Origin of the sequence: Psychrobacter sp. W2-37-MNA-CIBAN-0211 (assembly GCF_040309405.1) — a bacterium.
GTDB lineage: Bacteria > Pseudomonadota > Gammaproteobacteria > Pseudomonadales > Moraxellaceae > Psychrobacter > Psychrobacter glaciei.
Genome location: NZ_JBEOOU010000002.1, coordinates 301836 through 328772 on the forward strand (window position 1 = coordinate 301836; position 26937 = coordinate 328772).

The 26937-nt window shown below is 43.6% G+C and carries 22 protein-coding genes; 10 read left to right on the top strand and 12 right to left on the bottom strand.

The window, feature by feature from the left end; all coding sequences use genetic code 11:
* Positions 1 to 142 precede the first annotated feature (142 nt).
* From folP to AAEY72_RS04125, 4 genes are all read left to right on the top strand, one after another.
* Positions 143 to 1039 (top strand): dihydropteroate synthase, encoded by an 897-nt coding sequence (folP, locus tag AAEY72_RS04110; protein ID WP_352309535.1) that lies wholly within the window; start codon positions 143 to 145, stop codon positions 1037 to 1039.
* A gap of 109 nt (positions 1040 to 1148) precedes the next feature.
* Positions 1149 to 1427 carry an FAD assembly factor SdhE gene (locus tag AAEY72_RS04115; protein WP_352309536.1) on the top strand — a complete coding sequence of 93 codons (279 nt, stop codon included), beginning with the start codon at positions 1149 to 1151 and terminating at the stop codon, positions 1425 to 1427.
* 260 nt (positions 1428 to 1687) lie between these two features.
* Positions 1688 to 2146: a hypothetical protein gene (locus AAEY72_RS04120; RefSeq protein WP_010201452.1), complete on the top strand. Its 459-nt coding sequence runs from the start codon at positions 1688 to 1690 to the stop codon at positions 2144 to 2146.
* Positions 2147 to 2376: 230 nt separating this feature from the next.
* Positions 2377 to 3087, top strand: a complete 711-nt coding sequence (locus AAEY72_RS04125; RefSeq protein ID WP_352309537.1) for a YidB family protein — start codon at positions 2377 to 2379, stop codon at positions 3085 to 3087.
* Between the two features lie 116 nt (positions 3088 to 3203).
* On the opposite strand, the gene AAEY72_RS04130 is transcribed toward AAEY72_RS04125, so the two are convergent.
* From AAEY72_RS04130 to AAEY72_RS04145, 4 genes are all read right to left on the bottom strand, one after another.
* Positions 3204 to 4343: a regulatory protein RecX gene (locus AAEY72_RS04130; protein WP_352309538.1), complete on the bottom strand. Its 1140-nt coding sequence runs from the start codon at positions 4341 to 4343 to the stop codon at positions 3204 to 3206.
* Positions 4344 to 4383: 40 nt separating this feature from the next.
* Entirely contained in the window at positions 4384 to 5442 is a 1059-nt protein-coding gene (recA, locus tag AAEY72_RS04135; RefSeq protein ID WP_352309539.1) for a recombinase RecA, read from the bottom strand.
* Between the two features lie 1030 nt (positions 5443 to 6472).
* On the bottom strand, positions 6473 to 7270 hold the full coding sequence (gene trmB, locus AAEY72_RS04140) for a tRNA (guanosine(46)-N7)-methyltransferase TrmB (protein ID WP_352309540.1): 798 nt from the start codon (positions 7268 to 7270) through the stop codon (positions 6473 to 6475).
* A gap of 130 nt (positions 7271 to 7400) precedes the next feature.
* Positions 7401 to 7583, bottom strand: a complete 183-nt coding sequence (locus tag AAEY72_RS04145) for a hypothetical protein (RefSeq protein WP_352309541.1) — start codon at positions 7581 to 7583, stop codon at positions 7401 to 7403.
* A 166-nt stretch (positions 7584 to 7749) separates the two neighbouring features.
* Here AAEY72_RS04145 and AAEY72_RS04150 point away from each other — a divergent pair, with 166 nt between their 5' ends.
* Complete coding sequence (locus AAEY72_RS04150) at positions 7750 to 8679, top strand: DUF2628 domain-containing protein (RefSeq protein ID WP_352309542.1); 930 nt, start codon at positions 7750 to 7752, stop codon at positions 8677 to 8679.
* Between the two features lie 9 nt (positions 8680 to 8688).
* Here the strand turns inward: AAEY72_RS04150 and AAEY72_RS04155 are convergent, their stop codons facing one another.
* The 8 genes from AAEY72_RS04155 to gmk all read right to left on the bottom strand — a co-directional run bounded on the left by AAEY72_RS04155 (position 8689) and on the right by gmk (position 20010).
* Positions 8689 to 10575 carry a monovalent cation:proton antiporter-2 (CPA2) family protein gene (locus AAEY72_RS04155; RefSeq protein ID WP_010201442.1) on the bottom strand — a complete coding sequence of 629 codons (1887 nt, stop codon included), beginning with the start codon at positions 10573 to 10575 and terminating at the stop codon, positions 8689 to 8691.
* A gap of 89 nt (positions 10576 to 10664) precedes the next feature.
* Positions 10665 to 11369 carry a hypothetical protein gene (locus AAEY72_RS04160; protein ID WP_352309543.1) on the bottom strand — a complete coding sequence of 235 codons (705 nt, stop codon included), beginning with the start codon at positions 11367 to 11369 and terminating at the stop codon, positions 10665 to 10667.
* 419 nt (positions 11370 to 11788) lie between these two features.
* Entirely contained in the window at positions 11789 to 12889 is a 1101-nt protein-coding gene (locus tag AAEY72_RS04165; protein ID WP_502945345.1) for a cation diffusion facilitator family transporter, read from the bottom strand.
* Between the two features lie 449 nt (positions 12890 to 13338).
* A complete protein-coding gene (locus AAEY72_RS04170) occupies positions 13339 to 15636 on the bottom strand; it encodes a primosomal protein N' (protein ID WP_352309545.1) in 2298 nt (765 codons plus the stop codon).
* 133 nt (positions 15637 to 15769) lie between these two features.
* A complete protein-coding gene (locus tag AAEY72_RS04175) occupies positions 15770 to 16150 on the bottom strand; it encodes a RidA family protein (protein WP_010201437.1) in 381 nt (126 codons plus the stop codon).
* Positions 16151 to 16283: 133 nt separating this feature from the next.
* Positions 16284 to 18470, bottom strand: coding sequence for a RelA/SpoT family protein (locus AAEY72_RS04180; RefSeq protein WP_010201436.1), 2187 nt, complete (start codon positions 18468 to 18470; stop codon positions 16284 to 16286).
* Positions 18471 to 18947: 477 nt separating this feature from the next.
* Complete coding sequence (rpoZ, locus tag AAEY72_RS04185; protein WP_010201435.1) at positions 18948 to 19208, bottom strand: DNA-directed RNA polymerase subunit omega; 261 nt, start codon at positions 19206 to 19208, stop codon at positions 18948 to 18950.
* A gap of 175 nt (positions 19209 to 19383) precedes the next feature.
* Positions 19384 to 20010 carry a guanylate kinase gene (gmk, locus tag AAEY72_RS04190; RefSeq protein WP_189585402.1) on the bottom strand — a complete coding sequence of 209 codons (627 nt, stop codon included), beginning with the start codon at positions 20008 to 20010 and terminating at the stop codon, positions 19384 to 19386.
* A gap of 336 nt (positions 20011 to 20346) precedes the next feature.
* Here gmk and ispH point away from each other — a divergent pair, with 336 nt between their 5' ends.
* The 5 genes from ispH to AAEY72_RS04215 all read left to right on the top strand — a co-directional run bounded on the left by ispH (position 20347) and on the right by AAEY72_RS04215 (position 26877).
* Entirely contained in the window at positions 20347 to 21303 is a 957-nt protein-coding gene (ispH, locus tag AAEY72_RS04195) for a 4-hydroxy-3-methylbut-2-enyl diphosphate reductase (protein ID WP_010201433.1), read from the top strand.
* Between the two features lies 1 nt (position 21304).
* A complete protein-coding gene (locus tag AAEY72_RS04200) occupies positions 21305 to 21550 on the top strand; it encodes a hypothetical protein (protein ID WP_352309546.1) in 246 nt (81 codons plus the stop codon).
* Between the two features lie 153 nt (positions 21551 to 21703).
* On the top strand, positions 21704 to 22519 hold the full coding sequence (locus AAEY72_RS04205) for a thioesterase family protein (protein ID WP_352309547.1): 816 nt from the start codon (positions 21704 to 21706) through the stop codon (positions 22517 to 22519).
* Between the two features lie 550 nt (positions 22520 to 23069).
* Positions 23070 to 25055 carry a molecular chaperone HtpG gene (gene htpG, locus AAEY72_RS04210; RefSeq protein WP_352309548.1) on the top strand — a complete coding sequence of 662 codons (1986 nt, stop codon included), beginning with the start codon at positions 23070 to 23072 and terminating at the stop codon, positions 25053 to 25055.
* A 319-nt stretch (positions 25056 to 25374) separates the two neighbouring features.
* On the top strand, positions 25375 to 26877 hold the full coding sequence (locus AAEY72_RS04215) for a C13 family peptidase (protein WP_352309549.1): 1503 nt from the start codon (positions 25375 to 25377) through the stop codon (positions 26875 to 26877).
* Positions 26878 to 26937 lie beyond the last annotated feature (60 nt).

The following is a 26937-nucleotide window of genomic DNA, read 5'->3' on the forward strand; positions in this document are numbered from 1 at the left end:
TAAAAAGCCCTTTTTAATAGAGGGCTTTTTTATTGTCATCATTTTATGAAGGATTTAGAAAGACAGCAGATTTACTGATATCATAAGAGAAAAATAGAGCGCTAGCCCAGTTTTTATAAATTTAATCTACAACGGATTGGCTATGTCATTATTTCAACCTTTACCTATTTATACCGTCTCTAGTCGCGAAAAAACTTTAGATTTATCGCAACCACACATTATGGGCATCCTCAACGTCACACCCGATTCATTTTCAGACGGCGGCCAGTTTAATGCTATTGATAGCGCGCTTGCTCATGCCAAAGAGATGATAGAGGCGGGTGCGACAATTATTGATATTGGCGGTGAATCTACCCGTCCAAATGCTGACGCCGTTGCTACCACTGAAGAAATGAAACGAGTTGTGCCGATCGTTAAAGCAATTAGACAGCAACTTGGTAATACCGTTTGGTTGTCTATAGATACCAGTAATCCTACCGTTATGCAGGCAGCTTTTGAGGCAGGCGCTGATATTTGGAATGATGTACGAGCGCTTAAACGCGAGGGTGCAGCAGCGTTAGCGGCGGAGCTTGATATACCAGTTATGTTGATGCACATGCGTGGTGAGCCGACGACGATGAATAATCTGGCGCTTTATGACGATGTCATCGCTGACGTTAGTGCGGAGCTAAGCGCTCGTATCGATGAGGTCACGAGCGTTGGTGTTAAGCGTGAGAAAATAATTATCGACTCAGGTTTTGGTTTTGCCAAAAACTACGAACATCATTGCGCGCTATTGTCTCAGCTAGGAGAGTTAAAAAGTCTTGGCTTGCCTATGATGTTTGGTATCTCCCGCAAACGTTTTTTGGCAGAAGTATTGACCAAAAGTGGCGTCGAAGCGGTGGCTACAACTGAGGCGGTAGAACGAGATACGGTCGGTGTTGCTGCTGGTATATTTGCCCTGCAACAAGGCGCTAGTATTATACGTACCCATAATGTCGCGATGATGCAGCAAGCAGTGGCGTTATGGCAGCAGTTATCTGCCTACAATCAACACTAAAAAATCAATGCTAGAATAGCCCTAATCACTGCTATCGCACTATATGAATATCTAATAGTTAACATTTAATATTAATCTGAACACCTACTAAAATAATGAGAGTAATGCTATGACCACTACGATCCAGCCAGAGCCAACCAATGAACAGCGACGTGTCATTTATCAAGCCCGTCGTGGCTTAAAGGAATTGGACTTTTATATTGACCTATATGTGAAAGAGCTTTATTTAACAGCAGATCCCGCTGAGCAAGAAAGCTTTGCCCAAATGCTGACTCATGAAGATCCAGATTTATTGGATTATTTTACCAATCAAAATCGTCCAGATGATGAAAGCATATGGGCGCTAGTGAATAAGATTAAAACATGGCGTCATACTAAGGATATATAGTCGATTTACTTTGAAACAGATACAGGGCGATTGGGATGAATTTTTCGTAGCCTCTGTGATAGCAGGAAGCAAAATTTATACCAGTCGTACCTAACAAGTAATATATCGATTTTATTCCGAACTGACTATATTATAGCTGGGTAGCTTATCAGTTAAGCTATCCATGATTTTGAGTTTCCTTTTATGTGGTTAAATTTGTATTGATGACTGAGACAATCTGATAAATATGACGGTTTTTCCCATATGGCAGTTTTGTATATATGACAATGATTACCTCACCACGGATTGATACTGCTATCAAGACCGCTAGCCATTTGCGTACGTTACTGTATCTTGGTTTGGCGTCAGTCATGCTTGGATTGGCATGGCTTGCTGCATTGGCGCTATGGCAATATGTATTGATATTAACGATCACGGCAGCCGTTGTTAGCTATCTGGCATTGTCGCGTCCTATTTTATTGCATCTAACGCAGCCACCGCTCGACCAGCGTGTCGATCAACAGTGGCAACTTCTGATACGTACGAGTCAAGGTGATGGGCTATGGCAAGCACAATTGAGGACTGTTCAACATAATTATTGGACGATGAGCTTTGATTTTATTATTACAGAGCCTTATCAGCGCCCCTTGTCGGTGACTGTATTTCGCGATCAAGTGAGCCTTGAGCAATGGCGAGAGCTAAATATTCTGGCGAATGTGAATGCTGCAACAACAACTTGATTGGGCACACGAGGTTTCTCCTGAATGTTCAACAGACCCTAGGTTTGTAATGATTTTAATAGGCCAATATGGTGAATAACAAAACACCTATCTCGATAGTAAGATAGATTTGTTATATTGAACTACAAAAGCATATTCAGCGTTTATGCCATCTATTGATTTTATAATGGTCTGGTCAGATGGCATAGCAGCTTAGAACAACAAATAAAGTGAACAAAAAGGAAGAAATTATGAGCTTATTAGGGAATTTAGTCAGTCAAGTAGCACGTAGTGCGATGGCTCCAGATGATGCACAGCGCAATCCTGTCAATCAGCGCACGACATCACGCCGCACTGGCGGGCTGGGTGATATTTTAGGTGGGGTATTGGGCGGTGGCCAAACCGGTGGTTATAACCCACAGCAGTATGATCGTCAGACGGATAATGGATTTGGTCTGGATGACATTATAGGTAGTCTCACTGGCAGCAGTCAACGCGGTGGTATGAGCAATGGTGCGGGTGGCTTGGGCGACATCTTAGGTAGCGTACTGGGTGGTCAAAGTAATAGAAGTGGTAGCGGTGGTAAAGGCATGCTGGTTGCCGCTCTCATGCCCATGGTATTGAGCTGGATTCAGCGTAATGGCGGCTTAGGCGCTGCTCTCTCAAAAATTACAGGTATGGGTCACGACAATCAAGTACGTTCTTGGATGAGTAGCAATGAGGTCAATGACAATTTGGATCCTAATGAGATCAACCAACTATTTGACGAAAACGAGATTCAGCAAGTAGCCGCACAGACTGGTGCTAATGAGACTGAAGTGCGTCAAGGTTTAGCGGAGTTGCTGCCAGAAGTGATGAACCAATTGACGCCAAACGGCAACCTAGACAATGAAGCTGAGGCCAATCAAGAGATTGAGCAAATCATAGGTCAGTTATCGAGTCGACTGGGTATGTTAAAATAACCACGCTAAAATAGCTGCTTTTTAACAAACCAGTATTGATAAAAATGTAATAAAAAAAGAGTATGTCTAATCACGTACTCTTTTTTACGACTAATCAATCGTTAAGAGTCATTAGTCTAAAAGCGCTCATCTAACGTGTCTAGCGTATAGTTGAGCGCAGCAAAACAGATATCACTCTTGAAACCTCTATATTGTAAAAATCGCAGTTGGCGAGCTTTGTCTTTTTGCTCAGTGGGGATGTCGTCACCATATTTTTTGGTGCGGGCGGCAACCGCTAATTTCAGCCAATCAATCCCTTCGACGAGGTTGTCGGCGCTGTCATCTACAAATTCGCTAAACTCATCTGACTCTGCATTCGCCATATCGATTAGCTCGTCGATATTACCAGGCATCACCATCTTTTTACGATAAAACTCCTGCTTGATACGTCCACGTCCTCGACCTTTACGAATATTTTCACGAATAAGCATGAGGGTAGTGCGATAGTCACTTTGATAGCCTTTCTGCTCAAACTCTTCGAGTAGTGCATCGATTTTGGCAGGATTCTGCTCTTTATCGAGCAGCTTTTGTTTTAATTCAGCCTTGCCATGTTCACGGCGTGATAAATAGTAAAATGCCAACCAACGTAAGCGGCTTTCCGCTTTAATGGCATCAACATCGGCCTGTCGTTGTTCAGGAGTACGTAGATAGGCTTTTAATGCGGATGGCAAATTGTCCATTTGATTAACTGCAGCAGTGTCTTTTTCTGGTTCTGATAAATGCTCATCGGTGGAACCAAATGTGGTGTCGTCGATGACGTTATCTGTATCTGAGTTTTCTTTTATATTGGACTTGTCATCTAACGAGTTATCATGAATGTCACGTTTAACTTCCGCTAGCATATCTTTGATACTTTGCGGTTCAGGTGATTGATAAGTAGGTACGTTATTAGGTTCTGGCTCGAAGTTAGCAGCTGGATGAAAGCGTTTCTTACGCTTTTTAGGCTTGGTTTTAGAGGATTTGGATGAATGTTCAGGAGTAAAAAATGAGCTAGTGTCGTTGTCGAAGTGATCAAAGGTTTGAGACGTTTCATCGTCCTCAGAAGTTGAGCGCGCGGGACTAGACTTTGGATATTTTGATTTAACTACAGGCTGTGATCGCTTAGCAGATTTTTTAGAGAGATACTTTTGAGTGGTTGTTTTTTGTTTAGAGACAGGAGTACTAGCTGAATCGGCTTCCGACTCAGCTAGAATTTCGGCTAAGGTTTTAATTTCCATAATAAATCATGGTCATTGATAACGGATACTAATGAAGCCGTTATTGAACAGGTTCAGAAGCAAGTTCTACATCGGCTTCATTAGTATCCGTTGCTTTGGCTTCTTTTTTGGATCCAAGTTTTTCATCACGAATTTTATCTTCAATCTCTTTTGCAATTGCAGGATTTTCTTTCAAGAACAATACAGAGTTGGCTTTACCTTGACCAATTTTTTCATCGCCATAGCTATACCAAGAGCCTGCTTTACCGACTGCGCCAATTTCGACACCCAAATCAATCACTTCGGCTAAGTGGTTGGTACCTTCGCCATAAGTGATTTCAAACTCGGCTTGACGGAATGGCGGTGCCATTTTATTTTTGATGACCTTGACACGGGTTTGGTTCCCGATGATTTCATCACCGTTTTTGACCGCACCGATACGTCGAATATCCATACGGACTGAGGCGTAGAATTTCAGCGCATTACCACCAGTCGTGGTTTCAGGGCTACCAAACATGACACCAATTTTCATACGGATTTGATTAATAAAGACCACCATACAGTTTGAGCGTTTGGCATTACCGGTAATTTTACGTAGCGCTTGGCTCATTAGCCGTGCTTGCAGACCCATGTGTGAGTCACCCATTTCGCCTTCAATTTCTGCACGTGGTGTCAACGCAGCCACGGAATCAATGACAATCATATCAACCGCCCCAGAACGTACTAGCATGTCAGTGATTTCAAGCGCTTGCTCACCATTATCAGGCTGAGACAGCAGTAGGTCATCAGTTCTCACGCCAAGCTTGCGCGCATAAACGGGATCTAGTGCATGCTCAGCATCGATAAAGGCACACACGCCACCTTGCTTTTGGCATTCTGCAATCGCCTGCAGCGTCATGGTGGTTTTACCGGAGCTTTCTGGGCCGTAGATCTCAACGATACGACCTTTTGGCAGACCACCGATACCAAGAGCAATGTCTAGACCCAATGAGCCTGTTGATACCACATCAACATCCATAATGGCTGAGTCATCACCTAAATGCATGATAGTGTTTTTGCCAAATTGCTTTTCAATTTGACCTAGTGCCGCTTTGAGTGCTTTGGCTTTATTGTCGTCCATACTGGATTCCTTATCTTCAATCATTGGTGTAAGACTATAAATTTGGTGTTATAAAGAAAATATTCGTACCATGACAGTTAATGGCTCAATAGTGCTGATAATTATCTACATAGTAACCAGCGTTCAGTTAGATTATATAGGTTGTCATATCGATGAGATAGATAGTAATATTAGATATATCACCTTACTATACAGTAAAATCAAATAATGATAAAAGTAAAATTAAGTCCGTAATTAATGGCTACAGGGGTGACTTCTAAGCTGTATTAGGCTCGTTAATCATGAAGCACTTCTTTGTGCCACTCTTACTTAGGTAGGGCAATTATAACAAAAACCACGGATCATATAGCGGGTTTGATGATGTTAAACGACACTATATGTCGCATGATAAACGACTGAAATTTTATATGAACCATGCTGGAACTTATGTATTATTTTAGACGGGATAATGGGGTAGTTTGTCAATAGATTTATAAGTTGTCCACAACAAATAAATAGCGTTTATTTACCTTATGTGAAACATCGCTAATATTAAAATAATATTTTAAAATATTAAAAATAATTTATTATGATTTAAATTTCCATATAAGTTATTGAATAATATAGGTTTTTAAATTGTACAAAAAATGAACGATTTTACCTAACCCTTTAAGCCACCTAGGAAAATTCTTGTCAAGTAGCGACTTATACACAGGGTTATCCACAGCTTATGGGGAGAACTCGTGCAGCCCTTATAGTACCAATGCTTGCATAGATGTATAGTATCAGCGAATCATTCAATCATACGTTTTGTGCCATCATGCAACTATTTTTTCATCTGGCAATTTCGTCAAAATTGCTATGTTTCACATATTGCTGCTTTGTTAATTTAACAAATAAAATTCTTTAAAGCATCTCAAACAGAGGGTTTGGCTGATTAAATACTGAATATATTTAGATAAAATGAGGATGGGTAATACCAGCTGCATAAAAAAGCGGCTAAATGTCTTAGCCGCTTTGTCAAAAGTCATTAAGGGTAACGCGATAAGGCTTACTCTTTAATATAGATTAAATCCCAGACACCATGCCCGCGCTCTAAACCGCGGCGCTCAAACTTGGTCATTGGACGAAAGTCAGGACGGTCAGTAAAATTGCCTGCGCCCGCTTGATTGGTGAGTCCTGAAAAACCGTCTAAAACCTCAACCATCCAAAAGGCATAATGCTCCCAGTCGGTTGCCGTATGGAACCAGCCACCTTGTTTTAAACTGCGCGTGACAATCGCCATACGCTCAGGGCTGACAAAACGACGCTTATAATGGCGCTTTTTTTGCCATGGATCAGGGAAGTAGAGCTGAATACGGTCGATATGATTTTCTGGAAGTTGCTTGAGCAATTGTATGGCGTCGCCGTTAATGATTTTGACGTTACTTAAACCTTTTGTACCTGCCATATAAGCACATTTACCGATACCTGGCTCGTGTACTTCAACACCCACAAAGTTACGGGTAGGCTCGGCAGCTGCCATCTCAATGAATGAGTCACCCAGTCCAAAACCAATCTCTACAGTAAGCGGCGCATCAATACCGTTGGGCGTATCGGCGAATAGTACGCGCAAATCATCGATACCATCAAGATTGCCGTCACCGAAGCTGTTATTAACCAAGTAATCAGCAAACTCTGGATCAGTGAGAGCCAGCTCGGCGTTCTTATTCATGTGCGTGCGCCGTTTCATAAAAGTATTCACAATACGAATATGTTTATCATTTTGCGAAACGGTCTCGATGGCAGTATTAGGCTCAGCCACTTGATTTATATCATTTGAGTTATCGGGATTAGAGGATTGGTTCATAGGGTTACTAAGACTTTATAAAGTTGCGAATATAAGCGTATTATAGGTTAAATATGAGCAAGTGTGAACGTTCAATTATTAGGCAGTTGCTGATACCGTAAACTGCTTTCACTCTCCTTTCAAACATTTTCTAAGCCTTTGTGCATAATTTTAAACCTGCATCGATGATATCGTCCGTAGAAACTTTGGCGTCAGCAGATGATAAATAGTTTTCATCTGTTTCAGTATATTTGGCAACATCGCGCCAGATTGTATCTTTTGCACTGAGCATTTTCATTGACGGCTTATCAATGTCTACATTTGAAAAGGACAAGAGCTTAGTCGCTCCATGATTGGCTTTTGCATCAGTTTATACTAAAGGTATTCTAGAAATATGAAATATTAATGAAGAGTATAAAGAGTGTATTTAATCTAATTATTCGCTGAAAAAAGTATCTTACAGTGATTATTGATACGCTTTTTATCGAGAGCCTACTGCTATGTTATTTATCGAGACAGATTCACCGCCACCTTTTTACCAAGAACAGCTGACTGCTGCCAAGCGTGAGCAGTTAGATAAATGGTTTATCGGTCATCGTACCCAACGCTATTATCTCAAGCGCTTCGCGGAGTTTGATAAGCAAGGCTATTTATCGCCAAAATGGCACTGGGCCGCGTTTTTTATTACTTTTCCTTGGCTGCTATATCGCAAGCGCTATATGGATGCGATCGTCTATAGCGTGGCAGGCTGGTCTTTTATTCAGCTCAATATTGCGATTGTGTTGGTTGTTTTTGAATTTGTGGCGATGTCTTATATTCCTGATGCGTATCAAATGGCAACGCGGCTAGGTATTGCAGCGATGATTTGGCTGTATTGGGCGTGTATGGTGGCGCGTTGGACAGACGCTTATTATTACCGTATGGCACGGCGCGAAATCGCTGATGCGATTGATGACCATCCACGAGATGACACCGCGCAGCAGGCACATCTGCGCCGAGAGGGTGGGGTGAGCTTATTTGGTTTGGGATTGGGTTTTGGGCTTTTTGCTTTCGCCTTACTGGTGATTAAGGTGCAGTTTTTACCTATTATCGCGAAGCCAAAAGCCAATGAAATATTATTCAATGCTTATGACATCACCAAAACGACGCAGAATCGTGTGGCTGTCATTTACCAACAGACTGGGCAGTGCCCCATTGATTTGCCATCTAACCTAGACGACCCGCAAGTGCTGGTGCGTATTGACACTCAAGTGCCGGGCGTTCCTAAAACAGATTGTGCTGTCATAGGAACGATTCATGATGTTAAATTCCCACTGCGTTATCTCAATGAGCAAACAGTGGTTTTTTATCATGTGGAAGATGGCGATAGTTGGCAATGCACCAGCTCGCTAAACGAAAAACTGGCGCCGCCAAACTGCTCAACGGATTAAAAAAGGTGGTTAAGCTTTGGGGTCAGGAACGATATCGTCTTTTTCATCAACGGGCGTCGCTTGGTTTTTTAGGGCGTCAGAAAACTCACTCAAATCCATCTTACGCGCCTTACCAATATCCTCATCAAACAAGCTTTCAAGCTCTGCCATTGATGACTGTACTGATTCAATCAGGCTGGCTTCATCATCATAGATGGCTTGCTGACGTTCAATCAAATCATCATCATAATCACGGAAAGTCTGTACGGTTTCGCGCGCTTTTTCTGGAGAGATGCCGAGCAGCTGCAAGGACTCACGCGACATATCTAACGACGATAAATAAGTCTCACGCCAAATATGACGCACCCCAACTTCACGGAGGCGATAATAATGCTGACGATCACGCGCTCGTGCCAAGACGATTAAATCAGGGTAGTTCTTACGCAAGTATTGAGCGGTGGTAATAGAGCGCTCTAAGTCGTCAATGGCAAGAATAAACACACGTGCTTTTTTGATACCAGCGGCACGTAATATTTCAGGGTTTTTTGGATCACCATAATAGACTTGGTTACCAAAGCGACGGACAAAATCCACCCGATTGGCAGATCGTTCGATGGCTGTGAATTCAATATTATGCATACGTAATACACGACCGATAATCTGACCGACACGGCCAAAGCCCGCGATAATGACTTGATGCTCATGATCGGGAATGGTGTCGTACTCGCGGCTGGGTTTGCTTTTGGCAAATAATGGCTCTCCTATTTTTTCTAATAGTAAGAATGCCAATGGTGTCAGCGCCATAGAGATGGTCACAATGAGATTTAGGGTGTTTGCTAGCTCAGGTCGCAGAACGTTTTGGGCGGTGGCCACACTGAACAAGACAAACGCAAATTCACCCCCTTGAGCGAGAGTCACCCCCAACCTGATACTGGTTGGCCATCGATTGCCAGATATTTTTGCGATAGCGGTGACCACACCGAATTTGATAAACATCAATGCCATCGCACAGCCGATAATAAAGATGGGCTTGGCCAAAATGAGTTTGACATCAGTCAACATACCGACTGACATAAAGAATAGCCCCAATAGCAATCCTTTAAAGGGTTCGATACTGGCTTCCAACTCGTGACGGTACTCCGAATCTGCCAGCAATACGCCAGTCAAAAATGCGCCAAGCGCCATCGATAGACCAATTTGACCCATCAAGATAGAGACACCCATGACGATAAATAGTGCGACCGCAGTCAGTAATTCTGTCGCACCACTAGAGGCGACAAATTTAAAGAAAGGTCGAACCACATAGCGGCTGGCAAAAATCAGTCCAGCGAAAACGGCGAAAACCTTGCCAAAATAGATTAAGTCATAGCTCTGCTCGCGCACCCCTGACAAAAACGGAATGACCGCTAATAAAGGAATCACGGCAATATCTTGGAATAATAAGATGGTAAACGCTTCACGACCATGGGTACTAGAGAGCTGCTGTTTTTCAGTCAGTATTTGTAGCACAAAAGCGGTGGAAGAGAGCGCCAAGCCGAAGCCGACAATAAAAGCAGTATCGAGTTGTAAGGAGAAAAATTGATATAGGATACCCATCAATAAGGTGCCGGACAGACCGACTTGCAAGCCGCCAAGGACGAATATTGAGCGGCGCAGCGCCCAAAGCCGTGAAGGCTGGAGCTCAAGACCAATGATGAAGAGCAGCATCACCACGCCAAATTCAGAAAAATGTAATAAGCTCTCAGCATCGCCCGCTACATCTAGCGCACTAGGCCCTAATATCAGTCCGGTGATCAAATAACCAAGGACGGTCGCAATACCAAAGCGTTTGCCAAGGGGGACAAAGAGCAGCGCGGCTCCCAAGAAAATCGTAGCTTGTAACATTAAATTTGGTGAGCCGGCGGCGGCAGCGAACATCTGAAATCCTCAAAATTGGCAATAAAATAAGCAATGTAAAACAGTCAATATAAAACAAGAAGGACAATAATAAATAACGCGAGCATACGTTATTTTTTGCGATAAATCTTCCACACGCCATTATCGGCAAGCGGATTGTTATAAGCATCATTACGACGCTTACGCGGTGTCTGCCGACTGTCTATCATTTTAAAATTGGGCAAAGCGTGGACAATGAGCCCAGTACGATAAAAGCGCACGCGCTCAGGATCTAACATCTCACCTTTATTATCGCGACAAAAGACGTACGCACGCAAATCAATAAATTCACGATGAGCGACCAAACGTGCCTCATCATCGTTATCAAATACGGCTGCCATACGCGCAATCTCATCAGCGCTGTAATCCCCGCATTTATCCGTAAGTGCACCGACTGAGCCAAAACTTTTAGATTCTTTAGCGTGAGTTTTGGTTAGATGCAGTCGTTGCACATGATAAATAAACTGCGGTATTTCGAGGCTAGCTGGTAGCGGCAGATAATCAGGTGGTAGATTGGCCGCAGGATAAAAGGCCATCGCGCGTTCGAGCAGAGTCTGCCAACGCTGTTGATAGGCTTTGACTTCGGCTAAATTGCCTTCATAGATAGGCATGTCGCGAACTTGTCGCAAAATATCAGGTGGAAATTGCGCATCACGAAAGCTGGCGATGTCTTCTTGCAGGGTTGATAGCAAAACCTTGGCGTGTTTTTTGCCATCTTTTGAGGTAGGGTCGTCGATATAGTCTGGGGCGACAAAAGGTGCTGAGCGTCTAGACATAGTGGTATATCATCAATGAATAAATTAAAAAGATACTAATAAGTATGTTTGCCAATGTTCAATAGGGTTTGAATTGATCATTTATCATTAATTGATAGTTATTATAACCATATAAACTTACTGGCACTTTATTTTTTTAAAGTGATTGAGCAAATTTTAATGAGAGTTGCCAATATAGCAGCCATATGAAGAGCTGGCTTAGTATTAAATTAGCATCAGCCTTTCAGGGCGGGACTATTTTTTGCCAATACATGGCGAAATTGTCTAACCTAGAATGACTAAGCGTCAAAAATTTCACTGCGTATTGTCTAAAAAATAGCCACCGCCAGTGCCACATTTGAATGTTCAACAGACCCTAATATTAATACAGCATACAGATTTTTCTGAGTAGCGTTATTGACAGACTCTAATATAGCTGCTCAATGATTGTGACCAATATGACTCCCATTATCAACGGCTCGCTCGGAGATCTCACAGACTAACGCATCGCTATGGGTAGCTGTTTGCGGATGCGATAAGCTTTCGACCTGAATAGTCGCATGATGAATGCCAAGTGTTAATAAGCTTTTTTCCAGATCCTCAATCAGCAGACTCGATTCGTGAATACTCATTTCTCCATCGACGACAACGTGACAAGACAGTGCATTTAAGCCGCTGGTGATACTCCAAACGTGCAGGTCGTGTACCTTGTGTACTTGAGGATGAGCGATCAGTTTTTGCTCCACATTAACCAGCGATATACCTGCTGGCGTGCCTTCCATCAATATATGGACGGAATCGCGTACGACACGGTAACCACTGATTAAAATCAGGATGGCAACGATGACTGACGCCGCTGCATCTGCCCACAACCAACCAAAACCTATCATTAGTAACGCGGCAATAATAGCCGCAACCGAACCCATCAAGTCGCTTAAAACATGCAAATAAGCACTTTGCATATTCAAATTCACCGGTGCTTTGCTATCAGATGCTTTGTCTGTACTGGCGCCGTGGCTATGCTCATTTTCAGCGTGGCTACCTCGGTGCATCAACCAAGCGACTAAAATATTAATCAGCATGCCGATGGTCGCAATGATAAGCATCCCTTGAGTAGCAATGTCAGGCGGTGAGTTAAATCGTTTAATCGCTTCATAAAAAATCATCAGCGCGATAATAACCAAAGTAGCGCCATTTACTCCCGCCACCAAAATCTCAAAGCGCTTATAACCAAAGGTCTTTTGATGGGTCGCTGCTTTTTCACCAATTTTGAACGCCATTAACGTCGCGCCCAGTGCTACCGCATCGCTGAGCATATGACCAGCATCGGATAATAGTGCCAAACTACCGGTGAGCCAGCCACCGATCGCTTCGATAAACATGTAGCCAGTGATTATAATAAAGCTAAACAGTAAAGTGCGCTGATAGCCTTTGGTATCGCGCGGTGCCGTGGTCTGTTCTAAGTGTTCATCGTGGTCGTGAGTGTCTTGCTTGTCATGAGTGTAATTGCTCTCATTATCTTTAAGCAGAGGTTCAGGCATATCAGCATCGCTCTGATGAGAATGGTTACTTCGCTCAGGGTTTGAATTATTTTGACTCATAACAACACTCAGGATGATAGAAGGTAAAATGGATGGTTTATAAAGCTGGGTTTGCTGTGCATAAACCAGACAGATATACAGAATTTAGCACATTTAATAAATGCTTGCTGTATCTAGGGCGTATCATCAATTAGCACATTTATATATTTAGTGGTCTTAAAATGGCTAAATTTTGCTAAACATCGTCAGAAATTTTGCCAATATGTTCATATTAGCGGCTATTTCTTCCTTGTTTATCTGCAATTTTTCTCATTTTAAGCCTCACAATCTAATTGATGACACGCCCTAGGCGGTAAACGATGAATGACCGATTTTGAATAGCGTTCTTTAGTAACGGCGAGCTATAGTGTGATGATTGTAGTTAAAGGATCACGATTAGGAATTGGGCATCACCAACCGACAGGATCGATATCCAAAGTAAGCTTCAGATATTTGGCGCTTGGCAAGGCGAGTACCGGTTGCCACCATTGATTTAATACTTGATGTAACTGTCGTCGATCTTTGGCTAGCAGTAGCAATTGTGCATGGTAGCGGCTGTTCTTCTTGCTCATCGGTGCGTCGATAGGACCAAGCACAGCAAGATTATGGCCATTAGGTAGAATGGCAATCGCATCTTTCAATGCTTGCGTCGTAGCGGCAAGCGTTTTGCCTTCGCAGCGTATCAAAGCAGCATGGCTATGCGGCGGTAACCCCATCATTTTACGCTCTTGCAATAGCTCGCGAGCAAAGGACAGATAACCATCTTTTACCAGCTTTAATAACAGCTCATTATCTGGTTGCAAGGTTTGAATTAATACACGACCAGACTTATCACCGCGTCCAGCACGACCAGCCACCTGAATCATCAATTGCGCGGTATGTTCTGGCGAGCGAAAGTCGGCGGATAAAAAGCCACGATCAGCATTGGGCAAGCAGACCAAGGTAACATTGGGAAAGTGATGACCTTTGGCGACCATTTGCGTGCCGACTAAGATAGCAGGCTTGCCTTCATTAATACGCTGATAGATATTCTCCCAGCTGTCTTTACGTCTGGTCGTATCGCGATCGATTTGGATAATGGGATACAACTCTTTACTGGTTTGCGGGTTGGCAAAAATCGCGTGCAGGTTTTCGCTGAGTCTTGTGGTACCCATCCCTTTGGCATCTAGGTTTTGACTGCCACAATCGGGGCAAACGGTGGGAATATAGGCTTGCCAATCGCAATGATGGCATTTTAAGTACGAGTTGCTTGAATAGGAATTAGGTTGCGATTGACTATTATAATGAACAGTTAAATGCGCGTCACAGCGCGGACAATCTGCCTGCCAACCACAAGCCTCGCATAGCAAAACTGGCGCATAGCCGCGACGATTTAAAAATATCAATACTTGATCGCCCGCTTCGAGCGTTTGCCGTATCGCGCCAATTAACGCATCTGTCAGCCCCGTATCATAGCGTGCACCATCATTTTGAGTCTGTTGATGGGTACTTTGCAAGCGCGCATCAATCAGCTGCATGGTTGCAGGCTTTGCATTACCAGGGCGAGTCTGCAGTTGGCATTCTACTAATTTGCCGTTATCTACCAGTTTTAAATGCTCAAGAGACGGGGTCGCGGTACCAAGTACGACGGGAATGTTGCATTGCAGGCCGCGATAAAGCGCGACGTCGGCGGCATGATAACGTAGAGTATCTTGCTGCTTATAAGAGCCGTCATGTGCTTCGTCGACGACGATAAGTCCCAAATCAGCAAAGGGATATAGCACCGCTGAGCGCGTCCCGATAATGATTTGAGCATGACCCGTGCGGCAATCTTGCCAGCCTTGTAGACGATGAGTGTTGGTCATGCCGGAGTGTAGCAAGACAATATGAGCAGCAAAACGACTGGCAAAGCGCGCGCGCGTCTGCGGGGTCAAACCAATCTCCGGTACTAAAATCAAAACCTGTTTGCCCGCTTCTAATACGGCTTGCATCGCTTGCAGATAAACTTCGGTCTTGCCACTACCAGTAATGCCGTTCAGTAAAAACCCCGTGTAGCGCTCAGCTTCGTGCGCCGCAATAATAGCCGCAACGGCAAGCGCTTGCTCATCATTGAGATCGAGTGGCATTTTTGCGAGTTTGACAGGAGCAGGTGCTTGTTTTGGCTCAATATAGCGCTCGATAAGGCCTTTATCTTCCAGCGTTTTTAAAAAACTGCGCTGCATACCTTCTAACAGCAGTACATCTTCACTCGCACCGCGCTCTCCGTGTAGCTTAAGCATATCAAATTGTTGCTTCTGCTTTTTGGCATTGGCACGAAAATCACCATCAGCGATATGCGGCAAAATTCGCCAGTGCGTAATCAGCAAGTCTAGCGGCTTGCCTTGACGAACAAGGCTGGGCAAGATGACTGCTAACACATCACCAAGCGGATAGTGGTAATAGCTTGCCAGCCAATAAGCCAGTTTTAGCATGCTGGCATCTAAAATCGGCTCAACATCTAAGCACTTATTAATAGGTTTGAGTTTTTTCATCGGTACGCTGCTATCCGCTTCAGCGATATGAGCGACCACGATACCGATTAAGGTTTGACGACCAAAGGACACTTCGACGCGGCTACCAATTGGTGGTATCCATGGTGAATTATTATCTGGCAAAGCATTCATATCTGCCGGTAAGCTATAGTCAAATACCCGATAAAGGGGCACGGGCAGAGCAACTTGTACCAACATAAAATACATCTCTATTGTTTGGGTATTTAAATAATGAGAATAATAGTAAGCCCAAATAGTAATATTTGGGCTTACGCTAACAACCGTTATTTTGACTCAATTACTTAAGAATTGAGTGTGATGAGCATCAAGATTATTCAATATATAGAATAGACTCAATTTCGACCACACCGCCTTTTGGTAGAGCAGCGACTTGTACGGCTGCGCGGGCAGGGTATGGCTCAGATAGGTTGGCCACGAACACTTCATTTAAAACGGCAAAATCACTTAAGTCTGTCAAAGATACATTGAATTTAACCACGTCATTTAGACTGCCGCCAGCTGCTTCACAGATAGCTTTGATATTTTCGAACACCTGCTCAGCCTGTGCTTTAAAACCTTCTCTCAACTCCATGGTTTCAGGGTCGAAACCTAACTGTCCTGAAATATAAACGGTGTTACCGACTTTGACGGCTTGCGAGTAAGTGCCAACAGCGGCAGGGGCTTTATCAGTTTGAATGGTTTGACGAGTCATATTATATCCTTAAGGTATTTTTTTCGTTTGATTGATTGGATTTACTGACTAAAAACGAAGTAGCAAAGTTTATCATTGTTTTGGGTTGTTCTGAAAATTCGAGATTAAAAGTAAGGGTATTTAACACTTCTATTTACAGCTGATAAAGTCGCATGATATTGGGAAAGCCCAGCAGCGAGCGCAGTTCGCGAATACCTTGTGCTAAGTGGTTGCGACTACGCACCACAATATGAATGATGGTGTCAGTATGGCGCACATCGACCGTTTCGACACCCATATTCAATTGGCGCAGATGGTAGATAACTTCGCTGATTTGTTCGTCGCTGAGGGCAAGAGACAGCTTCAAATAAGCCGAAAAACGGACTTTGCTAGCGTGCTCGCCGGATTCATTTTGTTTGATGGCCTTGTCATTGCGCCAGCGCAGCTGTATCACTTGATAAGGGTTATCCTTACGAATATCATCGAGCGAGAAGCATTTATGGCGATGTACCACCAAGCCATGACGGGATAAATGACCAACGATAGGGTCGCCATAGATCGGATGGCAGCAATTGGCAAAATCAAGCTCTACCCCTGAGGCATTGACAATCAATTGTTGCGGTTGGGCATCATCATCATTTTGTTCTTTAGCCTGCAAGTCACTGACTTCGTCGCTAAATAAGCGAGTGACCACCAGTTGTGGTAGTAGTGTGCCCGAGCTAATCTGTTCAAATAGAGCATTTTTTTCTGTCAGACCACGCCATTCTGTCAAGTTCTTCCAGTCGCTGTCCGTTAAATCATCGAGGCTTTTTTGATAGGTTTTTAGCGCGCGATCCAAGGCTTGTTGACCATGATGCTGTTTATCAGCAGCAGATAAATCCTTAAACCAGCGTAAAATCTCTTCACGGGCTTTATTGGTCACGACAAACCCGAGCCATTCTGCCTTTGGCTCTGAGTGGCTATTTACTTCAATTTCGACCAATTGCCCGTTTTTGACCACCGTGCCCAGCTTGGCTTTGTTGCCATCGATATTGGCACCGACGGCCACATTACCGACCATAGGTCCAACAGCATAAGCAAAATCGAGCGCTGTGGCTCCTTGCGATAGCTCATAAGCGCGACCTTTGGGACTATAACAAATAATTTTGCTTGAATGCAGGTAATCCATCAGCTCGCTAATCGTCGAGACAGCAGCAGTAAAGTCAGGACTATTTTGATTTAAGCTGTCTTCATCGACCAAGTCTTTCATATTGCGTAGTGACGCCTGAATGACTGATTGACTGACATCGGAGGCGTGTTCCGCCCCGATAACGCCAAGCCTTGCCGCATTTTGCATTTGCTTGGTCAAAATAGTGACTTTTACAAAATCATTATCCCGCTCATAAATAAGGGTCAGGGATTGATTGCCACCCGGTAGTGGGCGACGAATATTGTCAGCGATATGGGTATCATCGATTTGATATTTTTTGATGAGGTAATAAGCCAGTTTGTCACAAGCTTCAATATTGTCGAGCACAATCTCAAAAGCGTAGTGACGAAGCAGCGCATTAATCTCACCGCGATTGCGGAAAAACTGTCGATATATTACCACGCGATTGTCTAATACTTTGACGAGGCCATTGAGCCCTAAATTGTTTAAGACAATAGTCAGATAGCTATGAATAGCCTCTCTTTGAAAATTACGTCCCAACCCGTGTTGCAGCAGCTTATCCGAAATCTTGTTATACATACCAGAATCAAGATTGCGATAACACAGCACCTCAATATAATCAGCGATGTCATTGAGACCCATCAAACGGGCAAATGGCACATAAAAATCTAATGTCTCTTGCGCTGTCGTGCGCTGTTTTTCAGGACGTACCGCATCCAGCGTCGACATATTGTGTAAGCGGTCGGCAAGCTTGATGATTAACACTCGTGGATCAGCAAGGGTAGCCGTCAGGATTTTATGGAAGGTCGCCGCTTTATTTTGTTGTTTATTATGGGTCGAAGATTTTAATTTGGTGACGCCATCAACCAGTCTAGCAACCACTTTGCCATAGCGTTGCTCGATTTGCTCATCGCTAACGTCGGTATCTTCGACGGTATCATGCAAAATCGCTGCAATAATGGTATCTCGATCTAAACGAAAACCTGCCAATATTTCAGCGACCGCAATCGGATGAGTGATATAAGGCTCCCCTGATTTACGCTTGTCTTTAATATGCGCAATATCACCGAACTCACAGGCATCAACAATATCACGGCGTTCAGCAGCAGTCAGATAGCCAACTGAACGGAGCAAATTATATTGAGCATCATCGACTAGATGATGACTGAGTTTGGGAAGGGTTTGACTCATAAAGTGACGATCCTATTTTCCATTACCTATAATTGATTAAGCCCTGTTAAGGTAAATGGTGACTGAATGAATACTAATCTATCGTTAAAGCAAGATAATATCGATGTATGGATATATAGATAAAAAAGCAACCGAATGCAAGCTGTACCAGCATATCGTTTACAGGGTTAATGCTGTCACGCTTTTAAATTGCAGCGACCATATTATAAAAGAAAACGATCATTGTAAAAAAGAGCAATAATTATAATAGAGAGCAGTAGAAAGGCGAGACCACTCTCTAATTAATCGTAAATCGTATTCAATGTCAACTGCTAAGCGCTGGTGCCAGAAAAAAACTTATAAATTTATACCCAGTGGTATGATTTTGGGCGCAAATGGCTTTCATGATAGCCAAAAGCATACAGTTGTAAACGAAAAACCACAGCATAAGCTGTGGTTTTTATCATCAATATGCATTCGCATGTCAAACAGCTTTTACTAGAAGCTATGATCGCCTGACAGTGCTAAATCCATTGAGCTAGTAGCAAAATTATGCTCTGGCTGATTTAGAATATCGCGAGTGATTTTGCCCGCGGCAATTTCACGTAGAGCCAATACCGTAGGCTTGTCGTTATCGACTTCAACCAACGGCTCAGCGATACCTTTGGCCAGCTGACGGGCGCGCTTACTTGCGACCAAAACCAGCTCAAAGCGATTATCAACATTATCCAAACAATCTTCAATCGTCACTCGTGCCATAAATAGCTACCTCGGTTGTTTTTATTAGTCACAGACATGGTCCGTCACTCAAATAAAAATAATATCAAAAATATAAAGGGGAATAGCTAGACATTGTAGCATTTTTTGCTTAGCTAGGTGGTTGCTTTTTATGTCTGCTTGCCAAATTAAACCCTACTGATAGGCAGTAATAACCCTACTCTTGTACTTTATTGCTTAGCAAGTTGCTAATCGTACGATGATAACGCTGCTGTTGGCGTTTTAGCGTCTGTCTATCAGCGACGATAATGGCTTTTAGCTCAGTCAAGGCGACTTCGAAATTATCATTAATTATGACAAAATCAAAATTCACATATTGCGCCATCTCAGTCACTGCGCCTGCTAAGCGCTGCTCTATGACTTCTATCGTGTCTTGCGCACGAGTTGACAAGCGCTGGCGTAACGTGGCAATGCTTGGGGGCAGAATAAAGACCATCGTCGCGTCAGTAAATATTTTTTTGACTTGTAGCGCCCCCTGCCAATCAATCTCCAAAATCACATCGACACCGGCCTCTAATTGCGCACGTACGCTTTGTTCTGAGGTGCCATAATAATTACCAAACACTTCGGCGTGCTCCAAAAATTTATTGTCGCCGATGGCAGTCACAAATTTATCGACATCGGTAAAATGATAATGATGACCATCAATTTCACCCGGACGCGGGACGCGAGTCGTATGGGAGACACTGACGGTCAAGTCATTGGTGGTGGCAAGTAGCTGCTTCACCAGTGAGGTCTTGCCCGTACCAGAGGCAGCGGTAATAATAAATAATGAACCTGTCATACAAAGTGTCCTAATGGGGTGTGCCCTAATAAAGTGTGCGCTAAGAAAAGACGAAAAGATATGATAGTGAACCGCCAAAGCGTCAAAGGCTGGTAAAAATATAAAATGTCATCATGTAGGGTTAGAGAAACCATAACTACTGCCTAATTATAAACTGCTTTTGACACTTTTGTTTTTTTAAAGACCGACTGCTTCTATAGCGACTGAGACGGTGGTATTTTAAAAGGCAATAAAAGCAAATTATGCTAAAGTAGCGTATTGAATGCATCCCAACTTTTGACGTTAAGCTTTTGACGTTAAGCGATAAATACAAATTATCTAATGATAGGCCATCTTATGCAAATTTATCTTGCCAATCCACGTGGTTTTTGCGCTGGTGTCGATCGCGCGATTGCGATAGTCAACGAAGCATTGACCCGCTTTGAGCCCCCTATTTATGTCCGTCATGAGGTTGTACACAATAAATTTGTGGTCTCGGATTTGGCCAATCGCGGTGCGGTATTTGTCGAAGAGCTTCACGAAGTACCCGATGGCGCAATCGTTATTTTCTCTGCGCATGGGGTTTCAAAAGCGGTCGAAGATGAGGCGACGCGCCGTGATCTAACAGTATTTGATGCCACTTGTCCGCTAGTCACTAAGGTACATATCGAAGTCGCTAAATTTGCTCAAGATGGTATGGATGCGGTGTTGATTGGTCATGCTGGACATCCTGAAGTTGAGGGCACAATGGGGCGATTTAACCGTCGTCATGGTGGAGAGATTCATCTGGTCGAAAATGAAGCCGATGTCGAAAAGCTGACTGTGCAGGATGGCGAGCGTTTGGCATTCGTTACCCAAACGACCTTATCGATGGACGATACGGCACGCGTCATCGATGCACTGCGCGACAAATTCCCTAGTATCGAAGGACCGCGTAAAGATGACATCTGTTACGCCACCCAAAACCGCCAAGATGCGGTCAAAGATTTGGCCAGTCGCTGCGAGATAGTATTGGTGGTAGGCTCACCAAATTCCTCAAACTCAAATCGTTTGCGTGAATTGGCAGAGCGGATGAATTGCCGTGCTTACTTGATAGACAATGCCAGCGAAATGGACAGTAGCTGGTTTGATGGCGTAGAGAATGTGGGTGTCACCGCAGGGGCTTCAGCGCCAGAAGTATTGATTCAAGAGGTGCTACAGCAGTTGCAAGATTGGGGTGGCGACTTGCCAAGTGAGCTGTCAGGTATCGAAGAGAATGTCATATTTAGTCTGCCCAAAGCCTTACGTATTCCGGTCACGCAAGTAGGTAAGTAACATGAAAAAGCACAAAAAAAAGTTCGTATTGGCCGAAGCCACAGTCGATGACATTAATAAGCAATTGAAAATTAATATGTTTGTGATTGTTATTTTGGTATTGATGCTTATTCTTAATACGGCACAATTTATGAAAGATTATAGTGTCTTATATGGTGCCCTCATTGCTATCATGGCTTTTTTCCTTTTTATAATGGCTAAGAGTCGCACGTTGCTCAATATGAGAAAGCAAGAGCTTACTAAATAAACAATAAAGGTAAGCCACGCCTGAAAATTACTAGGAAGTGATTAACACGCTCTAGTAACGCATAACTTTTTTATACAACCATAACCACTTCTCACAACAGTTACAAAATACTGGATGAATGAGCAAGATTTGAGACAACATTAAGGATGGTTAATGTCAGCTTATTACAACTTTATTAAACGTGAACAGCAAGACGATGGTGTGATGATCGCACATTATCAGCCTACCAAGAATGCCCAAGGCGCTTGGAATGAGCACGAGCAGCATATGGCACCAGCGACAGGATTACTGACCGCTGAGCTTAGTAGATTTGCTCCACAAGAGAATATGAGAATTGCCCGTATTAGTCTCGACATTTTGGGGCTCATACCGCTCGATGAGTTTACTGTGACTACCCGTTGTATTCGTCCGGGTAGAACCATTGAGCTGGTTGAGTCGGTGCTGAGCAGTCGTGGCCGTGATGCTATTATTGCTCGTGCATGGCGACTGATGACTCAAGACACCAGCGAGATTGCAGGGCTGGAGGATCAAAAGGCACAGTACCAACCTGAAGACTTGGCAGTCTGGGATGGTATGAAAGGTTGGCCAGGTGGTTTTATTAAAACAGTGCGCTTAGTCACTGATGCTGATCGTCGCGCTGGGCGTGGTATGGTTTGGATCACCAATGATGTTGAGATGGTCGAGGGCGAACCGACGGATGATTTGGTGCATTTATTGGGCATGGTCGATACTGCTAATGGCGTCGTGCCACGGCTTGGTCTCGGACTATCAACGTTGGAGTGGATGTTTCCCAATACTGATTTGCAGATTCATATGCATCGCGCGCCGCAAGGACGTTGGCTCGGCATTGACGCGGTACAACAGTATGGCGCTGATGGGATTGGGGTGACCAGCGCAGTGTTGCACGATATATATGGGCCGTTTGGTCGTAGCGAGCAGATTTTGACCATTCGTCCGATGCCACGTTAAATGTTGAGTAATTTTATTGTTTTAAAAAACAAAACAAAAATATGTATTTAATATATTTTACAGAATTATAGTAATCGGTTGTAATGGTGTCTATCAAGACAATATTACTGCACTGAAGGTTACTATGAACAAGAACAATCGTTTTTCAAAAAAATTGACTACTATTTGGGATTTGTTAATAGAAGCTTACTCAGAATAAAGTTTAATATAGTCAGTTCAATATAATTTCGATACAAGGAAACCGAGTGCAAGTTATACATTAGTATGCTTAGCGAGGATGACGATGTAGCGGATTTATATAGACTTGACTATATGCCTTTTTAAATGATTATGTGAGTATATGGCTCACAAAAAACACCGCCTTAGCAAACTAAGACGGTGTTTTTTATTGAATAACCCTTTTGCGCTTGAAATTTTCTTCTATGCCCCTATTAGTATAAACAGCTTAACGGTATCCAACAGGCTAGCTTTGATAATGATATTAAAGCGGTCTTGGCAGGTTCATCGTTATTTTATAATAAGTACTTAATAGAATTCAAAGGAGTGTTTTATGAGTGAAGCAACTCAAGCTAAAGGTCTGAATCCAGAATTAAAAAAACATACGTTTGAAGCAGAAGTGGCGCAATTGCTACATTTGGTGACGCATTCGCTCTATTCTAATGCCGATATATTTGTCCGTGAATTAGTATCTAATGCCTCTGATGCCTGCGATAAACTGCGTTTTGAAGGCACTAATGATGACAGTCTTTATGAAAACGATGGTGAGTTAAAAATTCGCATCGCCGTCGATGAAGATGCTAAAACGATTACCTTTACCGATAATGGTATTGGTATGAATGAAGCGGATGCCATCGAAAACTTAGGAACGATTGCTAAGTCTGGTACCAAAGCATTTTTAGACAAATTGTCTGAGTCGCAAAAGCAAGAAGGTCAATTAATCGGACAGTTCGGTGTTGGTTTCTATTCAGGCTTTATCGTGGCAGATACGATTAGCGTAGAATCACGCAAAGCGGGTGAGCCTGCAGATAAAGGTGTACGTTGGGTATCCGATGGCACTGGTAGCTTTACCGTTGAGCCTATCACCAAAGACGCGCGCGGTACTGCCATCACTTTGCATCTAAAAGAAGAGTACGTTGAAGGCGAAGACAGCTATCTAGACCGCGCCAAAATTAAGCGCTTGGTGAATAAATACTCTGACCATATCAGCCTACCGATTCAAATGCGTAAAGAAGTTTGGCAAGAAGATGTAGCCGATGACGAAACTGACAGCGCTGATGCACAAGCCTCCGCTGGCGGCGAAATGGTACTGACTGACGAATGGGAAACCATCAACAAGGCCAGTGCTCTGTGGACTCGCTCAAGCTCTGAGATTGAAGACGAGGAATACATCGATTTTTATAAAAACATCTCCTATGACATGGATGCACCGCTGACGTGGACGCATAACCGTGTCGAAGGCCGCGTTCAGTATACGCAGCTGCTATACATTCCTAAAAAAGCGCCTGTAGATTTATATACTCGTGAGCAGCAGCATGGTCTCAAGCTTTACGTCAAGCGCGTCTTTATTATGGACGAGGCCGAGCAGTTGCTACCGATGTACCTGCGTTTCGTCAAAGGGGTTATCGATTCAGCCGATTTGCCATTGAACGTCAGTCGCGAACTATTACAAGAATCGCGTGATGTGAAGTCTATCCGTGATGGTAATGCGCGTCGTATTTTGACCTTGCTGGCAAGTTTGGCCAATAGCGAAGACAGCGATAAGCAAGAGAAGTTCGCGCAGTTCTATGCCGAGTTTGGTGATGTCATCAAAGAAGGTCTGGGCGAGGATATGGGCAATCAAGAACGTATTGCCAAATTGCTACGTTATGCGACCAGCACGCAAGACAGTGTGACGACCAGCTTTGAAGACTATAAAGCGCGCATGAAAGACGGTCAAAAGGCCATCTATTACATAACGGCTGATAATTTGGCAGCGGCAAAGAACAGTCCACAGCTTGAGTTGTTCAAGAAGAAAGGCATCGAAGTTATCTTGATGACCAGCCGTGTTGATGAATGGGCGATGAACTTCTTAACCTCATTTGATGAGACACCGCTACAAAATATCGCCAAAGGCGCGGTTGATTTGGGTGATTTGCAAGATGAAGCCGAAAAAGCCGAAGCCGAAAAAGCCGAAGAAACCATGAAGCCAGTGGTTGATAAGCTAAAAGCAGCGTTAGGCGAGCGTGCGAAAGACGTGAAAGTGTCTACGCGCTTGGTCGATAGCCCAGCCTGTTTGGTCGTTGGTGAAGGTGAGTTGTCGCCGCAAATGATTCAGATGCTCCAGCAAATGGGTCAAGATGTGCCAGCGAGTAAGCCAACGCTTGAAGTCAACCCTGATCATCCATTGATTAAGAAGTTAGAGGGTAGCGAGCAATCTGACACCGATTTTGACAAGCTGGCGCAAGTCATCTTTGATCAAGCATTGCTAGCGGATGGCGGTCAATTAGACGATCCAGCCGCTTACCTAAAACGCGTCAATGAGTTATTGATGAGATAGTATTGAGTCGTTGATATAGAAGGAGGTCTTGTATTCAAGGCCTCCTTTTTTTAATTGATTTTCGGTCAGATTTGAGCGATTTTTTACAAATCAGCCTTATCCTCTTGACCGACAATCCGTTACAATCGCGTTAGATTGGCGAGCCATACTATTGACTCATGCTATTCGTTTTTTTGCTTATTCTATAGTGAATCAAACATAACGTCGCTGTGTGTAAGCCGCGCAAAAAATGTAAATAAATAACATTGAACGGCTGCTGCATCAAAATACTTATCATTGATTCACTTTATTTCTTTCGACTGGCTAGAGGTCTAAGTCTTTGTCACTTACGTCGCTAAAAACCGTATCGCTTCAGCGCTTTTCACTCAATTTCGCTGCCAATATTATCGCAACTTTATGGATGCTAGTGGGGTCAACGCGCGCGTTTTCTTGGGTTAAGCCCACCTTTATTCAGTTTGCGGTGTTCGCGCTATTGGCACTTGGTAGCAACGTGCTTTTCTCATGGCTGGCTGCTGAAGGCGGCAGTATTTTTAATGAGCAAGGATTGGTCAGCTATCTTATCTGGCCGATGATTATTTTATTGAGTGGTATTATTTTGGCACGGCGAGCGGGCAATCAAGCGCTGGTTTTTGTGCCTGTGGTGCTATGGTTGGTTGCTGATACCCTGTCGGCATTGTTACAAAGTCTGGTGCAGTTTTTTGGCAGTTATGGTTGGCTGCCGGATTGGAGTTATTCATTTTTACCCATTCTGTTTTTAGTGCTATTCTTATGGCAGACGCTTGCCTTATTGTGGATTTTTTCTCGTCGCATGCGCACACCATGGTGGGAGCGTATTATTGTGCTGGTAGGCGCAGTGGCGCTATTGACTATCTGGCAGCGTAATGTCGCTGATCAACCTATATTTAAGCAAATTCCTGTAGAGCCGGTGTTAGAAGAAGCCGCATTGTACGAGCAACCACGTCTGTTGCAACAAGCGCTTGATGGCATTGATCCAAGTATCGATGGCAAGACTGACTGGTACTTTATGGGTGTGGCTGGGTTCTCTGATCAAAATGTTTTTCGCTCCGAGATTAATAAAGTACGTGAGCTGTTCGATGTGCGCTTTGGCACCAGCGGTCATTCGCTCTCACTCATTAATAATCAGTACAGCTGGCTCGATGAACCAATTGCGACTAAGACCAGTATTTTGCGCGGCTTAAAAAGAATTGGTCGGCAGATGAATGCCGATGAAGATGTGCTGTTTCTCACGCTATCCTCACACGGCACTGAAGATATCGTGCAATTGGCGAATCCACCACTTGCGATAGATAATTTAGATGCCACCTGGTTGCGCGAATCTTTGGATGCTTCAGGTATTCGCTGGCGTGTAATCGTCGTATCAGCGTGTTACTCAGGCTCGTTTATCGATGAATTGGCCTCACCGACCACAGTGGTGATTACTGCCTCAGCAGCTGATAAAGCTTCGTTTGGCTGCACCAATACGGCAGAAATGACTTATTTTGGGCAAGCGTTCTTTGCTGAAAGCCTGCGTGAAAATACCAGCTTTGAATCTGCCTTTAAAGATGCCCGTTTACGAGTGACTGAGCGCGAGAGTGTGATGGGTTTTGAGCCATCAGAGCCACAGATGGTGATTGGTAGCCTAATGGAAACGGCACTACCTGCATTTGAGCAAGTATTGTTTGATAAAACCCGTCCACCAGTCGCTAGCATTACGAATAATGCGGGTTCTACCACCGTTAATATTTTACCCAGTAATACTGCAAACACCGCTTCCAACAGTACCTCTAACTTGCCAGTGGATGCTACCAGTGATATTGATTAGAATTTGAGCGTTATTTGACTTGTTATCAATGTGCTTTTTGCCTTATAAAGCGCTTTTTAT

What these genes read in the sequence shown, in the direction of transcription:
- folP (WP_352309535.1), top strand. Translation starts at nt 143, where the DNA reads ATGTCATTATTTCAACCTTTACCTATTTATACCGTCTCTAGTCGCGAA.
- AAEY72_RS04170 (WP_352309545.1), bottom strand. Translation starts at nt 15,636, where the DNA reads ATGTTGGTACAAGTTGCTCTGCCCGTGCCCCTTTATCGGGTATTTGAC.
- AAEY72_RS04160 (WP_352309543.1), bottom strand. Translation starts at nt 11,369, where the DNA reads ATGTCTAGACGCTCAGCACCTTTTGTCGCCCCAGACTATATCGACGAC.
- gmk (WP_189585402.1), bottom strand. Translation starts at nt 20,010, where the DNA reads ATGACAGGTTCATTATTTATTATTACCGCTGCCTCTGGTACGGGCAAG.
- ispH (WP_010201433.1), top strand. Translation starts at nt 20,347, where the DNA reads ATGCAAATTTATCTTGCCAATCCACGTGGTTTTTGCGCTGGTGTCGAT.
- AAEY72_RS04120 (WP_010201452.1), top strand. Translation starts at nt 1,688, where the DNA reads ATGACAATGATTACCTCACCACGGATTGATACTGCTATCAAGACCGCT.
- AAEY72_RS04200 (WP_352309546.1), top strand. Translation starts at nt 21,305, where the DNA reads ATGAAAAAGCACAAAAAAAAGTTCGTATTGGCCGAAGCCACAGTCGAT.
- AAEY72_RS04130 (WP_352309538.1), bottom strand. Translation starts at nt 4,343, where the DNA reads ATGGAAATTAAAACCTTAGCCGAAATTCTAGCTGAGTCGGAAGCCGAT.
- recA (WP_352309539.1), bottom strand. Translation starts at nt 5,442, where the DNA reads ATGGACGACAATAAAGCCAAAGCACTCAAAGCGGCACTAGGTCAAATT.
- AAEY72_RS04125 (WP_352309537.1), top strand. Translation starts at nt 2,377, where the DNA reads ATGAGCTTATTAGGGAATTTAGTCAGTCAAGTAGCACGTAGTGCGATG.
- AAEY72_RS04115 (WP_352309536.1), top strand. Translation starts at nt 1,149, where the DNA reads ATGACCACTACGATCCAGCCAGAGCCAACCAATGAACAGCGACGTGTC.
- AAEY72_RS04150 (WP_352309542.1), top strand. Translation starts at nt 7,750, where the DNA reads ATGTTATTTATCGAGACAGATTCACCGCCACCTTTTTACCAAGAACAG.
- htpG (WP_352309548.1), top strand. Translation starts at nt 23,070, where the DNA reads ATGAGTGAAGCAACTCAAGCTAAAGGTCTGAATCCAGAATTAAAAAAA.
- AAEY72_RS04180 (WP_010201436.1), bottom strand. Translation starts at nt 18,470, where the DNA reads ATGAGTCAAACCCTTCCCAAACTCAGTCATCATCTAGTCGATGATGCT.
- trmB (WP_352309540.1), bottom strand. Translation starts at nt 7,270, where the DNA reads ATGAACCAATCCTCTAATCCCGATAACTCAAATGATATAAATCAAGTG.
- AAEY72_RS04155 (WP_010201442.1), bottom strand. Translation starts at nt 10,575, where the DNA reads ATGTTCGCTGCCGCCGCCGGCTCACCAAATTTAATGTTACAAGCTACG.
- AAEY72_RS04165 (WP_502945345.1), bottom strand. Translation starts at nt 12,889, where the DNA reads ATGCCTGAACCTCTGCTTAAAGATAATGAGAGCAATTACACTCATGAC.
- rpoZ (WP_010201435.1), bottom strand. Translation starts at nt 19,208, where the DNA reads ATGGCACGAGTGACGATTGAAGATTGTTTGGATAATGTTGATAATCGC.
- AAEY72_RS04175 (WP_010201437.1), bottom strand. Translation starts at nt 16,150, where the DNA reads ATGACTCGTCAAACCATTCAAACTGATAAAGCCCCTGCCGCTGTTGGC.
- AAEY72_RS04205 (WP_352309547.1), top strand. Translation starts at nt 21,704, where the DNA reads ATGTCAGCTTATTACAACTTTATTAAACGTGAACAGCAAGACGATGGT.